We start from the raw sequence: 15,948 nt of genomic DNA, 5'->3' as shown, positions 1-15,948 counted from the left end.
GTTTCTTTTTCGGTGTTGCCATAATTAAAATTACTCTTTTTATGAAAACACTCCTTAAATTTCTAATATCAAATGTCCACTTTTTGCTGACGATTTACATTCTGAAATTATCAAGAGCATTTATCAAAGCATTCTCTGTTCCAGAATCTTTATCAGCATCAGATTTTGTGACAATATCCAAACCTAAGTATCCTGTAGGTGTTGCTGGAAGATTGAAGATCTGCATTAATTGTGCATATGTTATTCCAGTAATCTGTGCAATTGGAAGTGTTTGCTGGTATCCATAGATTGTTGTGTTAGGTGTTCCTGTTTTGTTAGAAGCCTGAAGAATATTTAGCTTATTATCATAAACGTCAGAACTGGAATCATCAATTACATCCAATGATGAAATTTTATAATTTGTAAAATTTAAGTTAGAATCCATTAATGAGCGCCTTTTCTTTTTGATTACAAAGGCTTCATTAGAAGGTAATGCAAAAGAAGAATAGAAGTTTTCTTTTAGTGTAAATTTTCCTTGAGGATTTTGACTAATTTCAATAAGTGGAGTGAATATATTTTTGTTAAGCATCTTTTCATACGTCATATATTCTCCTCCTATAATGGAATTGTCATTAGAAGAACAATTACCATTTGGACAAGGACTATTCTTAAGAAGGTCTATCGGATATAAATATTGTCTTATAGAAGTCCCTTTGCTGCTGATTATTCTTTCTTCTATTGGATAAGGATGCCAATAGATAAGAGCGTTATTTAAATAAACATTATCAGAATATGTTATTTTTTTTGATGTCTCAATGGTCTCTGAAGGAGTCATGAAACCGCCAAATTCTTCTCTGGTAGTTTGAGATTCTAACAAATATGGAATAACAGGAACATATTGGGTTTGAACATGAAATCTGGTAGTATAATGATTTATTTTAGTGTAATAATTGGCATCTGAAACTTTACATGTGTTACAGCTTATATTAAGTAAATCTATATTGGGAAGTTTTTTTAAAAAATTTTTATACTTATATTCTGTCTCTTTTATTTTTGTGCCTAATAAATTGTATAACTCTTCTTTTAAAATTTTTCCTCTTTCATGAGCTTTTGATAAGTAGAGTTTATCTCGGTCATCAAATTGCCCATCCCAAGAGGAATATTTAAATATTTTGTAACCCAGGGAGTCAGGGTTAGTCACTTGATCTGTAAATCTGTATTTAGTATATCCACTCCATGGTTTGGAATTAGAAACGGTTACCGTACTATAATGTAGGGAATTTTGATTATTAATTTCAGGGTTTAGGTTTTGAATACTAGTGACAGAAGCCGTACCTAAATATTGATATCTAAGACTTCCTTCTATAATTCCTGAGCTTGAACTATTATCATTCTCATATTTATATGTTGTCTCAATATTTTGGTTATTATTATCAACTTCGATTTTTTTATAAAGAACAGGAGCATTAACTATACCGTTCTCATCAACTAGTTGTAATGAGGTTGAACCTGTATCTGTGTAGATATATTTCTTTGAATATTTTCCTTTTTGATATAGATAACTTGTACTTCCTTTTGTAGGATATGTTACTTTTCTTAATAGACCTGTATCATATGAAGTAAAATCATCTACGATTGGCTCTCCATAAGGATCAACGCCTCCATAATTATTTCCGGACATATAATCTCTCATATCACCATTCCAAAATCCTAAGTCATTAGCTTGGGCTTTAATATATTTAGGAAAATCATCTGTATTGTGATACTCCATGGATGTGTTTTCTCCCAAGTTATTTTGAATATCTGTAAGAAAGGTTCTTTGATGGGTATTACCGAAATTTTGATAATTAAGATCAACTTTTTTTATTAGACTGTTATCTCTCTTTATATTGATTTCCTTTAGGTATTTTCTAGAGATTTCTAATGGATTTGTAGTCTGTTGATATTTATAGTCAATGACAGTATTTCCTATTTTAATGCTATCTAAAATGGCAGTTTTAGTTAATGTTGATACTTTAGTCCATGTTTCTAATGATAAATAAGAATTAGGAATCGGTACACTATGCTTGTATTTATAAAAATTTTCAACGACTTCGGCACTTATGTTTCCACTTAAAAGATTTTGTTTAGACGGGAAATTAGGTTTGTCACTAAAGTCCATTTCCTTCAGATTATCAGTATTACGATAATTATTAAGTACAGTTAGATCTGATGTTTGATAGTATGCATTGACTTCTGACCCATCATTCAGAATTATTTTTTTTAATGACCAAGAGTCTATGTAATTTGTTTTGGTTCTAGCGGCTCCTTTATATTGACCAAACTCCGGATCCCATGATTCATATTCTACAAAATTAAAACTGAAGCTAATATCTAGAGTATTGATATCTCCTCCAAAAAAATATTGATTTCCCTGATCATCAGTTATTTTAATTTCTGAAAAACCAATATTATTAAAAATATTATGAAAACCATACTTGCTTACATCAATTTTTAATGAGGCATTTTCGCAATATACAATGGGCCTACCGTTATTGTCCACTACAAAATAACCTTTGTATCCCATAAAGTCAAAGTAGAACTTATCGGGCTCAAAGCTATAGGTCTCTGCATTATAAGATACAGAAGAATTCGGGACGGTTGACTTTGGTGTTAAATTATTATGATTAGTAATATTATATAATTCTAATTTATTAGCATTAAAGTCCGTAGTTAAACAATCATGTTTTTCATACAGCATTGCATTAGAATAACTCGGAAGAATTGACCATCCTCTTCTGGCATTTGTAGAAGCCATATTGTTGATTTGATTGGTCGTCGTTAAATCTATTCTTTTGGACTCTCTCGTTATTTTCCCAAATTGTACCATATTCCAGTTTAGTCCGACATATCCCGGGGCCATATGGGGTACGAAACCTCTGGATTCATAATTTAAGGTATTATTGAAAGAGAATTTTCCCTCAGTTATATCAAATAATGGTATAGCTAAACTTACAGTTCCGGAGTTCATATTCATAGTTTCGTTTACCCCTCTGATTAATGAATAACTTTCTGCAGGTTTTGTTTGTGTTAAACACAATAAAAAATATGTGTAAAAAATAATATTGTTAGTTTTTTTATCATTCTCTATTTTTTATCTTTTAATGATTTTAGCATTTGCTGTTTTACTAGTATCCGTTTTTATCGTCACCAGATAAGCCCCCTGAACAAGGGCTTGTGTATTGATCTTAGTCACTTTGTTCTTGGTTTTTATACTTTGAAGCTGTCTTCCGCTCATGTCATACAAAAGAATATCAGCCTCTTTGAAATCAAAACCGATTTCTACATAAGCATAATCAGAGACCGGGTTTGGATAGATTTTGATATCATACTTTTCAATGAGCTGATCAACCTGCTTGTCTCCCAATTTCACAATCTTCCAGTTCTCTTTACCAAGTTCTTCTGCACTGGTTCCTGCTAGAATAATGGAACCATCTCTGCCTAGTTTTAAATCGGAAAGCCTCTCTTCTTTCTTTCGGGATTCTCCGGTGATATGCTTTCTCCATTGTTCATCGCCATTCTGATCTAAGTACAGCATCCAGAAGGTTTCGTCATCGGTTTGTATCCTTCCTTCAGCCTGAGTATAACCTCCCAATAAGATTCCTTTGGAAGATTTATCATCTGCAGAATGAAGGACACTTATACTCATTAAAATATCACGGTTCTTGAAGTTGTAGGATTTCTGCCACTGCTCATCGCCTCTTTCATTTAAAGAAATCAACCAAAGGTCTGTGCCTTCTTCAATGCCTACGGTTTTGTTTCCTGATCTTTCCGATCTGGATTCGCCCCCAATGATAAAACCATTTGAAGTTAAAGCCAGGGTTCTGATATGATCATCCCCTTTCCCTCCAAAGTTCTTTTCCCATTCTACTTTTCCGTTTTTGTCTAATTTGACAATCCAGTAGTCGCCCTCACCGAAGTTGTCGCTTTGTTTTGAGATTGCAGATAACAGGCTACGGGTTGCCGGTTTTTCAGACGGAGTATTACTATTGATCATTGATTGCTGATGAGTTATTTTAACAAATCCGCTTCTAGAATAAATTCCGAGTAAGGCACCACCATCTTTTGTTGGGATCATTTTCTCTATTTCGTCTAAGCCTTTTCCTCCTAAAATTAATTGCGATAATTCTTTTCCGTCTTTATCAAGTCTCGTAATCAAGACGTCTTTAGAAGCATATCCTTTTGCAGCGTTTTGTACATTTCCGGCAACAAAAAATCCTAAATCGATTGTTTGAATCACAGTTCTGGCTTCTTCATCAGAAGAACCTCCCAAGGTTTTCTGCCATAATTCATCTCCGAATTCATTGGTTCTGATCAGCCAGATATCTGAGCCTCCTTTGGATTCCTCTTTTTTATCCAGTCCTTTTCCTGAATACGAGGTTCCGGCTAATAGAAATCCGCCATCCTGTGTGGTAACTGTGGCTGATAAATAATCATGATTGCTTCCAGAGAAATATTTTTCCCAGACTTCATTTCCTTGTTGGTTGAGTTTTACCAAATGGAAATCATAACCGTTGTTCTGTTTGCTTCCTGAAGTTTGCTGTTTATTGCTTTGAATAGAGCTTCCTGTGATCAGATACTGTTGATCAATTGTTGTGGTAACCTGGCTTAGAAAATCCTGGGTAGAGGATTTGATGTCTTTCTGCCATACCAATTCCTGAGCAGATAAGCTCCAAGTTATGCATAAAGTAAATATACTGAGATAAAGTTTCCTCACACTTTGTTGTTTTTTGAGTTAATAATTAGTTTATAAAAAAACTTTGCGAAATTAACCGTTTTTAACGTAGGCTGAAGGTCTTTGTGATGTGAATTAATATGAGTTTTATCACTTTTTAGTATCTTAATTGCTAATTAATTTAGTAATGACTTATTACTAAAAATGAAGAGAGTTTATATCTATACAGGAATGTTAGATCATTAAAAAAAGAAAACCACCCTTAAAAAAGGATGGTTTGTAGACCCACAGGGATTCGAACCCCGACTGACGGTACCAAAAACCGGAGTGCTACCGTTACACTATAGGTCTGTTTCTATGCTGCGAAATTATAGAAATTATTTTAAATATGAAAATCAAAATTAAAGATTAATTAACATAATAGGGGCTTAAAGAGCATTACATATTGATATCCAAATAATTATTTTTCAATAAAATTTTAAGAAATTTTGCTTTTATCCGGAAATAAGGGGTTTGTAGATATTTTTCATTCAATTTTTATAGTAATGTTTATAATGATTTTTCCCTTAAACAGTAGCTTCCAACCTCCTTGTTCCAGCTCCCATTCATAAACATTTTGTTAAATAATAAAACCCTATCTTTGCAAAAAATTGGGCTCCAAAAGTTGGAGTAACCCATTAATAACATATCCTGAGCAAAGCAAAAGGATTATTAAACATTTTTTATGTCAAATATTGTTGCAATCGTTGGACGTCCTAACGTAGGTAAATCAACGCTTTTTAACCGTTTATTAGAAAGAAGAGAAGCTATTGTAGATTCTACAGCTGGTGTTACCAGAGACCGTCACTATGGAAAATCAGATTGGAATGGAGTAGACTTTACGGTAATTGATACCGGAGGTTATGATGTAGGTACAGATGATATCTTTGAAGAAGAAATCCGTAAGCAGGTACAATTAGCAGTAGATGAAGCAACTTCTATTATCTTCATGGTGAATGTGGAAGAAGGGCTTACCGATACAGACCACGAAATCTACAGACTTCTTAGAAGATCCAATAAACTTATTTATTTAGTTGTTAACAAAGTAGATTCATCAAAAGAAGAACTTCCGGCAACAGAATTCTATCAATTAGGAATAGACAAATATTATACACTTTCTTCTGCCACAGGTTCCGGTACAGGAGACTTGTTAGATGATATCGTTAAAGATTTCCCAACTACAGAATATAAAGATCCTTTTGAAGGATTGCCTAAAATTACCATTGCGGGTCGTCCAAATGTAGGGAAATCTACTATGACAAATGCTTTATTGGATGTTGAAAGAAATATTGTAACTGATATTGCAGGAACTACAAGAGACAGTATCCAGACTTTATACAACAAATTCGGATACGAATTTGTATTGGTAGATACAGCAGGGATGAGAAGAAAGTCTAAGGTAAACGAAGATCTTGAATTCTATTCCGTAATGAGATCTATCCGTTCTATCGAATATTCTGACGTTGTGATCATCATGGTGGATGCTACACAGGGATGGGAATCTCAGGATATGAACATTTTCGGTTTGGCTCAGAAAAACAGAAAAGGAATTGTAATTCTTGTGAATAAATGGGATTTGATCGAAGACAAGCAGACTAATACAATTCGTGATTTCGAAAAATCAATCAAAGATAAAATTGGTCAGTTCCAGGATATTCCAATCTTATTTGTTTCCGCTTTAACGAAGCAGAGAATCTTGAAAGCTGTAGAAGTAGCCATGGAGGTTTATGAAGACCGTAAGAAGAAAATCAAAACTTCAAAACTGAATGAAGTAATGCTTCCGATCTTCGAACAGACACCTCCACCAGCATTGAAAGGAAAATATATTAAAATCAAATATTGTGTACAGCTTCCTACGCCGTCTCCACAGTTTGTATTTTTCTGTAACCTTCCACAATATGTGAAAGAACCTTATAAAAGATTTACTGAAAATCAGTTGAGAAAACAATTCGGGTTTACCGGAGTTCCAATTGAAGTTTATTTCAGACAAAAATAATAAGAACGAGTGTTCACCGAAGACTCCGGCAAGCGAAGCTTGCCGGAGTCTTTTATTAAATATGAGCAGAGTTTCTGCTCAATCCCGATTTTTCAATTCGTTTTTTAGTTGTAATTTTGTAAGAATTAATATCAATTAACTGAAATTAAAAAAATAAAATTTTCATGCTTACTATTTTATCGCAACATTTTTCTCTTGTCAACGAATGGATCAACGAACTTAGAAACGTTGATATCCAGCACGACCGAATGAGATTCAGAAGAAATATGGAAAGAATCGGGGAGATTGCCGCTTTTGAAATCAGTAAAGGACTGGAGTACAGAGAAGTTGAAATTCAAACTCCTTTAGATACAATAAAAAGCAGAGAAATTGCTGTACAGCCCGTTATTACTACAATTTTAAGAGCCGGAGTTCCATTGTTTGAAGGAATTCTGAGCTATCTTGACAGAGCAGATTGTGGTTTTGTGGCAGCCTACAGAAAACATGATGCCAACGATTATTTCTCCATCAAACAGGATTACCTTACTTGCCCAAGCATTGAAGGCAGACCTCTTATCGTAGCAGATCCTATGCTGGCAACAGGTGCTTCTTTAATTGAAGCAATCAAAGATTTGTTAACCAACGGAAATCCAACCCAACTTCATATTGTAGCAGCCATTGCTTCAAAGCAAGGTGTTGAAACCGTTCAAAATGCTTATCCTGAAGCTCATATTTGGGTAGGAGCAATCGATGAACATTTAACTTCTAAAGGATATATCACACCTGGATTAGGTGATGCAGGAGATCTTAGCTACGGAGAAAAACTTCAGAGATAATTTAAGAAAGATTCCAGAAATCTTTTATTAAGTTCAAGAATAAACTTGGTCGTACTTTATCCATTGGGTGCTTTGTATCCGGGATTACGGCCAATTTTGCGTTTGGAAGACTTCTGTAAACTCCCATACTCTCTTCAACAGTTACCATATTATCTTTATCTCCCACCATAATTTGAACCGGAATTTTAATTGTAGAAAAATTATTTTTCAAAGGGGGATTTTTACCTAAATCAACCATTAAATTAGCAATAGCAGGAAGGAGCTGCTTCCACTTTGTTCCGTGCTGTGATTCTAAAAGTTGAGCATACTGTGGGATTTTTTCAAGAATAACATCCGGATTCAGCATTTTACTTTCTTTCAAAGCCTGTTCCTCAGTCCAGTCAAACTTTGTTCCCAATGTGATGATAGAATTTACATTCTCCGGATTTTCCATAGCATAGCAAAGTGCCACATACCCTCCCATACTGTGTCCAAAGATAGATACATCTGTAAGGTTATTTGTTTTACAATATTCGGATAATTCCTGAGTATATTTTTCAATAGTAATACCATCTGCCGGAAGTTCCTGATCTCCATGTCCTGAAAACAAAGGAGTGTGTACCGTGAAATATTGGGACAGAGTATTCAGATAAGGTTTAAAAATGTCATTGTGACCTAAAGCTCCGTGCAGTAAAAGCAGATTGGGCATAGTTGTTTAGTTTCCGGAAAATTAGGAAAAAGAATTGAATGGTGAAAATGGTTTGAATAGAAGAGTGAGAGTGTTTTAGAGTGGGATAGTTTGAGGGTTCTAGTGTTTGAGAGTATTTTTGAAGATTAATCTCCACGCCCTAAATCTCATAACCCACATCAAGCCATCCTGTAACTCGTACGCCTAAACCCACAACTAGCACCCCACATCAAACATCCACTGCCATTACCAGAACACTCACTTTATTGTTCCCTGCATTTAAAATCTCCCATGCAACTGATGAAATTGTATTTCCCGTAGTGAAAACATCATCAATCAGGAGAATATGCTTTCCGGTAATAGGATAGGTGGCAGAGAAAGTGTTGATCGATTCCAATCTGTGTTTCTTATCTTTTAAAGCCTGTGCTTTGGAATAATGATTTCTTTTGATTAGCTGATGATCGAAAGGAATTTTATAATATGAAGATAACGTTTCTGTGAATAAATGAAGTTGATTGTATCCGCGTTCCTTAAGTTTTTTGGGATGGAGAGGCACGCTTACCAATAAATCAGGTTTTTCATCTTCGAATTCCAGACGTTCGGTAGTCCATTCTGCCAGAATTTTTCCTGCTTTTTCCCGGCTTCTGTATTTTAGGTCGTGAATAATCTTGCGGCTTAAACTTTCCTCTTCAAACTGGATCAGTGCAAAAGTGTTTTCAACTGGAAAAAACAGAAGGCATTTTTCCTTCACCGGATTATTTTCGAAATAGTTGTAATGCGTAAAATGAATCTGGCTAAAGCAAAGATCACATACTAAAAGTTCAGAATCGATAATTCTGTTGCAATGAATGCAGCGGTTCGGAAACAATAAATCTAATATCATGATATGTGTTTTTACTAAGATATAAAAATTATTGTCAATTTTTGTTTTGTAAAATCAATAGAGAGTGGTTTTTAACGCTAATGTTCGCAAAGTATGTGCTGCCTAATTTTATATGTCGTTCGCAAAGGCATTTCATTTAGCAAAAGACATTCTTTTCCTTGCTGGGTGGAACGCCATAGCGACCGAAAAATCTATTAAACAGTATAGAAAGCTTAGCGATCTCTGCGTTAAATATGAAAATAAGTTATTTGTGGATTTTACCCAATAAGCCCATACTGACGATTTCACAACCCCGCATCCCGAATAAAATTCACAAGCGAAGCACATTAACTATTCACCCTTAAACATCTTCAAAATTCTTCCTGATCTTCTCCACAGAATTCTTCATACTCAGATTAAAATGCTCCTTTTCCAGTCTTATTGGCGGTGCCTGTCTTACTTCACAATCTGCAATACTACAGGATTCACAGGTAACTCCTACGTTGATGGTTTTTAAAGAAGGAGATTTTATGAAGCTTATTTTTTTGATCGTTTGAGAATTTAATAAAATTCCCAGGCAATAACTTCTATTACTTCCATCCGAAAAAGGATTTTTCTGTGAAGTGGAAATCACCAGATAGCTTATGCCTTGGTCTTTATAATGAGAAATCTGAGCATCTGTCAGGGTTTCATTTTCTTTTAAATCATCAAGGTTTTTCACGGCAATCCATCTTCGGCAGTAATGTTCGTTGGTGGCGTTGGCATGAGGAGCCTGCTGATGGTTAAGATGAAGTTCCTTTAAAATTTGAATTTTATCCGAATTTTTCTTTTTTACCAGACACAAATAAAACAGATCTTTAATGCCCATTTCAGCCGAAAGAATATTAGTCAGTCGGTAATAGAATGTTTCAGGAGAATGGGTAAAGTTCTTGATGAGGTTCTCAAAATTTTTCGGTTCCCATTGATTTTGCTGGAAAAGCTCTGAAGTTTTTTCAATAACAGGTTCTTTTAAAATTAACAAAGCTCCTGCAAAATAAGATGCATAAAAATTGTTCAGGATCTCTTCAAAACTTCCAAAATCAAGCCATGAATATGTATTGGGGCGATTTTTTAATTCTAAAACATTGAATCCGATTTCCTTCGCAAGAATAAAAGTTTTCTGATTCTTCTCCAGTTTTTGATTCAATAATAAAAGTTTTTTCTCCGGAATAAAAAGAGAACGAAGATTGTCAAGCGTTCCATACTTTTCAAAATCTTCCGATTGAATAGTGTAGCTGAATTTTTCCGCAAGAATTTTCTCCAAAATATCAGACTTTAAGTTCTTTCCGATTTGTAATTGATTTTCCTGAGTAAACAGGTCTACTCTTTCTTCAATTTCCGGAAAATAATTATCGTACAATTCCTGAAATGATCTTAATACGGCAAAATAAAACCTTTCCTTACCAAGATTGTAATTCTGTGAAATTTCGATCAACGCATTGATAAAAGCAGTTACTTTTTTAGGAGCATCACTAATAATGCTGATAAGGGTATTCTTATTAATTCCGAACAGTTCCAGCGGAACTTCTTTGAAAAAATCAGACTGAAGAATTTCATTGAATGGAGCGAGACTTTTATCAAGTTTAGTAGAAACCAGGTCATCGAAAGTACAACTTAGTGCTTCAGAAAGCTGAATAATCTTATCGTGCTTGGGATATTTTTTCCCATTTTCAATTTCATTGAGGTAAGATTTTGATAATCCTGTCTTTACAGCAAGATCCTGCAGAGACCAGTTTTTCTTTTGTCTCTGCTGTTTCAGTTTAGGCCGAAAACTGTTTTGATATAGTCGCTTTCTGAATTCATTACTCAAATATAAATAATTAGATGCGATTATTCGCATAATAAATTTTAAATAAATTTAGCGAACGTTCGCTATTTTTTAAAATTTTTTATTTATGTTTGTAATATCAAATCACAAAATCAATAGGTTATGGAAACTAAGACTCAATTGGAAATAAAGTCACAGAAGCAGTTCAAGGAAATATTTACTCCGGATTTGGCAGATTTTCTGATTTCGCTTCATCAGAACTTTAATCATAAAAGACTTGAGCTTTTAGAAGAAAGAAAAAATATACAGAAGAATTTTGATAACGGAGATCTTCCTGAGTTTTTAAAAGAAACGGCAGATATTCGAAACGGAAATTGGGTATGTGCACTGCTTCCTCTTGATATGCTGGACAGAAGAGTCGAAATTACAGGCCCTGTAGACCGCAAGATGATTATTAATGCCTTGAATTCCGGAGCCTCCACATTCATGGCAGATTTTGAAGACAGCAGCTCGCCGGTTTGGGAGAACTGTATTCAGGGACAGGTTAATCTTTCCGATGCTATTAACCGGACTATTGATTTTGTCAACGAAAAAGGAAAAGCTTATACCCTTAATGAAAAGACTGCTGTTTTACAGGTTCGTCCACGTGGTCTTCATCTTCCGGAGAAACATATTGAAATCAATGGAGAGAAAGCTTCCGGTTCGCTGACAGATTTTGGAATGTATTTTTTCAGAAATGCAAAACAACTTTTAGAAATGGGAAACGGACCTTATTTTTATCTTCCAAAACTGGAACATTATAAAGAAGCCCGCTGGTGGAATGAAGTTTTTATTTTTGCTCAAAACTATCTGGGAATTCCGGAGGGAACCATCAAAGCCACTGTTTTAATAGAAACTATTACGGCTTCATTTCATATAGATGAAATTTTATTTGAATTAAAAGAACACAGCGCAGGATTGAACTGTGGAAGATGGGACTATATTTTCTCTTACATCAAAAAGTTCAGAAATCTTCCCGAATTTATTGTTCCGGACAGAGATCAGGTGACCATGACTTCCCCTTTTATGAATGCGTATTCAAAAAGAGTGATCGAAATATGCCATAAAAGAAATGTACACGCTATCGGCGGAATGGCTGCTCAAATTCCGGTAAAAGATGATGACGAAGCCAATACTATTGCTTTTGAAAAAGTAAAAAATGATAAAGAAAGAGAAGTGAAAAATGGTCATGACGGAACCTGGGTAGCTCATCCGGCATTAGTAACTGTAGCAAAAGAAATTTTTGATCAATATATGCCTTCCCAAAACCAGATCGATAAAAAATTTGAATATCATATAGCAGAAAGCCAACTGCTGGAAATTCCCAAAGGAGAGATCACCGAAAAAGGAGTCCGAAAAAATATCAATGTAGGAATTCTTTACCTTGAAAGCTGGCTGATGGGAACAGGTGCGGCAGCCATTTATAATCTGATGGAAGATGCTGCTACTGCAGAAATTTCAAGAACACAGATCTGGCAATGGCTGAAAAATGAAGCGGTATTGAGCGATGACAGAACATTAACCCGAAATATGATATTGCAGTGGGAAAAAGAAGAAATGGACAATATTGAAAAGTATGTGGGAGAAACCCGTTTCAACAAAGGAAAATTCAACCTTGCAAAGGAACTTTTCAATGAATTGATTTTCTCTGAAAAATTTGAAGAATTTTTAACCCTTAAAGCATATCCTTTTATTTAGTAAAAATGTTGGTTGCTGGTTTTATAGTTGCTGGTTGAAAACCCAATTATCAATTAAAACTAACAATAGAACTAGCATCTAACAACAAAATTACTTTCAAACCTAATCAAACAAAATCCAAATATTATGAAAACAAGACAAGAACAAATCCAGACTCTAGAGCAGGATTGGCTGACAAATCCACGCTGGAATGGTGTGAAAAGACCTTATACAGCAGAAGAAGTTTTAAAACTTCGCGGATCCTATACTATAGATTACACTATTGCAACTGAAATGTCCAAAAAATTCTGGGATAAATTAAATACACAGGATTATGTGGCAGGACTTGGTGCATTGACAGGTAATCAGGCAGTACAGGAAGTAGATGCCGGACTGGAAGCTATTTATCTTTCAGGCTGGCAAGTGGCTGCAGATGCTAACTTATCAGGAGAAATGTACCCGGATCAGTCTTTGTATCCTGCGAATTCAGTGCCTTCTGTGGTAAAAAAATAAACAATGCCTTACTGAGAGCAGATCAGGTACAATCTGTGAGCGGAACAGGAAATAAAGAATATCTGGTACCAATTATTGCTGACGCAGAAGCTGGTTTTGGCGGTAATCTGAATGCTTTTGAACTGATGAAGCAAATGATTGAAGCGGGAGCTGCTGCTGTACATTTTGAAGATCAGCTTTCTTCAGCCAAAAAATGCGGACACTTAGGAGGAAAAGTACTGGTGCCTACTCAGGAAGCTGTGAATAAACTGATTGCTGCCCGTCTGGCTGCAGATGTACTAGGTGTCCCAAGTCTTATTATTGCGAGAACAGATGCCGATGCAGCAGATTTACTGACTTCCGATATTGATGACAGGGATAAAAAATTCGTGACAGGAGAAAGAACGTCTGAAGGTTTTTATGTAGTAAAAAACGGAGTAGAACAGGGCATCGACAGAGGCTTGTCTTATGCTCCATATGCAGACTTGATCTGGATGGAAACCTCAAATCCTGATCTGGAGCAGGCAAGAAGATTTGCAGAAGGAATTCATGCCAAATTTCCTGGAAAAATGCTGGCTTATAACTGTTCACCTTCCTTCAACTGGGCTGCCCGATTGAGTGTAGAAGAAATGTCTACTTTTAGAGAGGAACTTGCTAAAATGGGATACAAATTCCAGTTTATTACGCTGGCCGGTTTCCATGCTTTAAATACTGCAATGTTTGAGCTGGCTTTAGCTTATAAAGAAAGAGGAATGGCAGGATATTCCGAACTTCAGGAGCGTGAGTTTGCATTACAGCAAAAAGGATTCAGAGCAGTGAAGCATCAGTCTTTTGTAGGAACAGGATATTTTGATGAAGTACAGAATGTTGTTACTAATGGTTCCTCAGCTACTGTAGCGATGAAAGATTCTACAGAAACCGCACAATTCCATTAGTCATTTTTTCCATATTTTTTGATGATAAACCTTCTCTTTCTATGGGAAGGTTTTTCTGGGTGTAAAGCTGTTTAAACTTATTTTTTTATTTATTTAAATTTAAAAATATCAACGGAATAAATATCACGTGATAAGTAATTGAAATTTGAATTATATTTGGGGACGAAAAAATATTATTAAAAAATGAATTTAATTAAAGTACTTTTTGTTACATTGGGATTAACGCTTACTGCAAATGTGGCAAATGCTCAACAGAAAGTTGGAAGTGTAAACACAGAAGACATTTTTGCAAGTTTATCTGAAGTGAAAACTATAGGAACTACCATTGATAATCTGACTAAGACCAAGCAGACAGAGATTGAGAAGCTGATCACGGACTATCAGACGAAGCTGAAAACTGCACAGGATAAAGAAAAAACCTTAAGTGAAGCCAACAAAGAAGCGGTAACTAAAGAACTGATTGCAGCACAGACAGAATTACAAGCTTTAGGTAAGAAGATAGAAGAAACGAGATCTCAGGCGGCTAAAGACATCTCTGCTAAACAAAATGAATTGCTGAGCCCATTACAGAAGAAAGTAAGAGATGCAATTTATGCTGTAGCAAAAGAAAGAAGCCTTAGCTATGTATTTGATACAGCAGCACAGGAATCTAATAACCTGCTTTATACTGACGGAAGTGAAGATATCACTGCTATTGTGAAAAGTAAATTAGGAGCTACGGCAACAACTGCTAAACCAGCTGGAAAATCTAAATAAGAATTTCAATATTGAATATAAAAAACGGAATCAGAACATCTGATTCCGTTTTTTTTGTGTCTGAAATGAATGAATTGTTTCCGTAAGACTAAGATAGTTCTGTTTTAAAATGATAAATTTGAGTAAACTTTCAGGAGAATGAATTTAATGTACGAAAAACAGATACAGGTAACAGAAGAACATATTGACCAGAATAACCATGTGAATAATGTACAATATGTACACTGGGTGGAAGAAGTGGCAGCAGAACACTGGAATCTTTTAAAGCAACAAACAGAATATATAAACGATGCCTGGATGCTTCTTGATCACCATATCCGATACAAAAAACAGGTCTACCTGAATGACACAATCACTGTAAGAACCTATCCCATGACTCCTGAAGGGGCAAAACAGCCAAGAAAAGTAGAATTTTACTGTAATGATGAACTTGTAGTAGATTCTAGTACACTTTGGATTCTGTTTGATCCGGAAACTAAGAAGATCAAACGATTGGAGAATGACTGGCTGGAGAAATTTTTTAATTAGAATAAAGTAGGGAGTATGGCAATTTTAATTTGTTAAAATGGAATTTGAGTATAAAAAGAATAAAATTCTAGGTAATTTGATATTGGGGTATTTGTATCTGATTTTTACCGTTTTTATTTCTATTGCCATTGTTCGTAAAATGATGCTGGAGTGGAATGGAATTTCATTATCAAAAATATTTCCCTTTATTATTACGGTTTTCCTGTTTTCTTTTCTTACTTATCTCTTTTTGGGAACAGCTCTCATTAGGAAAAAGTATTACCTACATAACTTAAAAGAAGAATCCAGAATAGATATTGTAAAGCAGCAAATTATAGTATTTGATAAACAGAGCAGAAAAGAGAAAAAAATAGATTTCAATAAGATTAAAGCAGTTGAATTGTATTATTCCTGGAACTCAAATGAATTTTCATCGGATTTGGGGTATACTAAAATCGTGATTGAAAATAATGCTGAACCCGTTTTAATTACTCAGAATAATATTAATCAATACTACATTTATAAAGCTTTTAAGAATAAAGTAACTGTAAACAAGTCAAGATTTGCAAATAACCTATAAAAAAATAGAGTGAACCTAACTTCTTATGCTGTTGGCTTTAAATTTGTGGCTAAAAAGTGGTAATTATCAATCAAAAACTAAAT

Annotated in this window: 11 protein-coding genes, 1 tRNA gene and 1 pseudogene; 7 read left to right on the top strand and 6 right to left on the bottom strand. The window is 34.7% G+C overall.

All coding sequences use genetic code 11. The annotated features are described in order from the left end of the window. Positions 1–94: 94 nt before the first annotated feature. From BOQ62_RS19935 to BOQ62_RS19925, 3 genes are all read right to left on the bottom strand, one after another. Positions 95–2,989, bottom strand: a complete 2,895-nt coding sequence (locus tag BOQ62_RS19935; RefSeq protein ID WP_129042123.1) for a hypothetical protein — start codon at positions 2,987–2,989, stop codon at positions 95–97. A gap of 123 nt (positions 2,990–3,112) precedes the next feature. After that, positions 3,113–4,735: a T9SS type A sorting domain-containing protein gene (locus BOQ62_RS19930; RefSeq protein WP_129042122.1), complete on the bottom strand. Its 1,623-nt coding sequence runs from the start codon at positions 4,733–4,735 to the stop codon at positions 3,113–3,115. Between the two features lie 238 nt (positions 4,736–4,973). Further along, a tRNA-Gln gene (locus BOQ62_RS19925) sits at positions 4,974–5,044 on the bottom strand. Between the two features lie 373 nt (positions 5,045–5,417). Between BOQ62_RS19925 and der the strand changes: the two genes are divergently transcribed. After that, positions 5,418–6,728, top strand: coding sequence for a ribosome biogenesis GTPase Der (gene der, locus BOQ62_RS19920; protein WP_129042121.1), 1,311 nt, complete (start codon positions 5,418–5,420; stop codon positions 6,726–6,728). 164 nt (positions 6,729–6,892) lie between these two features. After that, complete coding sequence (upp, locus tag BOQ62_RS19915) at positions 6,893–7,543, top strand: uracil phosphoribosyltransferase (RefSeq protein WP_129042120.1); 651 nt, start codon at positions 6,893–6,895, stop codon at positions 7,541–7,543. Position 7,544: 1 nt separating this feature from the next. Here upp and BOQ62_RS19910 read toward each other — a convergent pair whose 3' ends face one another. The 3 genes from BOQ62_RS19910 to BOQ62_RS19900 form a co-directional block, all read right to left on the bottom strand. Beyond that, entirely contained in the window at positions 7,545–8,231 is a 687-nt protein-coding gene (locus BOQ62_RS19910) for an alpha/beta fold hydrolase (protein ID WP_129042119.1), read from the bottom strand. A gap of 208 nt (positions 8,232–8,439) precedes the next feature. Continuing rightward, the gene (locus BOQ62_RS19905; protein WP_129042118.1) at positions 8,440–9,093 is read right to left on the bottom strand and encodes a ComF family protein; all 654 of its coding nucleotides are present in this window, start codon (positions 9,091–9,093) and stop codon (positions 8,440–8,442) included. Between the two features lie 340 nt (positions 9,094–9,433). Then, positions 9,434–10,951 (bottom strand): helix-turn-helix domain-containing protein, encoded by a 1,518-nt coding sequence (locus tag BOQ62_RS19900; RefSeq protein ID WP_228414385.1) that lies wholly within the window; start codon positions 10,949–10,951, stop codon positions 9,434–9,436. Positions 10,952–11,041: 90 nt separating this feature from the next. Here BOQ62_RS19900 and aceB point away from each other — a divergent pair, with 90 nt between their 5' ends. The 5 genes and pseudogenes from aceB to BOQ62_RS19875 all read left to right on the top strand — a co-directional run bounded on the left by aceB (position 11,042) and on the right by BOQ62_RS19875 (position 15,865). Beyond that, positions 11,042–12,616 (top strand): malate synthase A, encoded by a 1,575-nt coding sequence (gene aceB / locus BOQ62_RS19895; protein ID WP_129042117.1) that lies wholly within the window; start codon positions 11,042–11,044, stop codon positions 12,614–12,616. 126 nt (positions 12,617–12,742) lie between these two features. Continuing rightward, positions 12,743–14,022: pseudogene (aceA, locus tag BOQ62_RS19890) on the top strand (isocitrate lyase). A 183-nt stretch (positions 14,023–14,205) separates the two neighbouring features. Continuing rightward, positions 14,206–14,778: an OmpH family outer membrane protein gene (locus BOQ62_RS19885; protein WP_129042116.1), complete on the top strand. Its 573-nt coding sequence runs from the start codon at positions 14,206–14,208 to the stop codon at positions 14,776–14,778. A gap of 138 nt (positions 14,779–14,916) precedes the next feature. Next, positions 14,917–15,306: an acyl-CoA thioesterase gene (locus tag BOQ62_RS19880; RefSeq protein WP_129042115.1), complete on the top strand. Its 390-nt coding sequence runs from the start codon at positions 14,917–14,919 to the stop codon at positions 15,304–15,306. 37 nt (positions 15,307–15,343) lie between these two features. Then, the gene (locus BOQ62_RS19875) at positions 15,344–15,865 is read left to right on the top strand and encodes a hypothetical protein (protein ID WP_129042114.1); all 522 of its coding nucleotides are present in this window, start codon (positions 15,344–15,346) and stop codon (positions 15,863–15,865) included. Positions 15,866–15,948 lie beyond the last annotated feature (83 nt).

The organism is Chryseobacterium sp. CH21 (genome assembly GCF_004119445.1).
GTDB lineage: Bacteria > Bacteroidota > Bacteroidia > Flavobacteriales > Weeksellaceae > Chryseobacterium.
The sequence above is the reverse complement of the archived record's forward strand: the minus strand, read 5'-3'. Positions and strand labels throughout refer to the sequence as shown.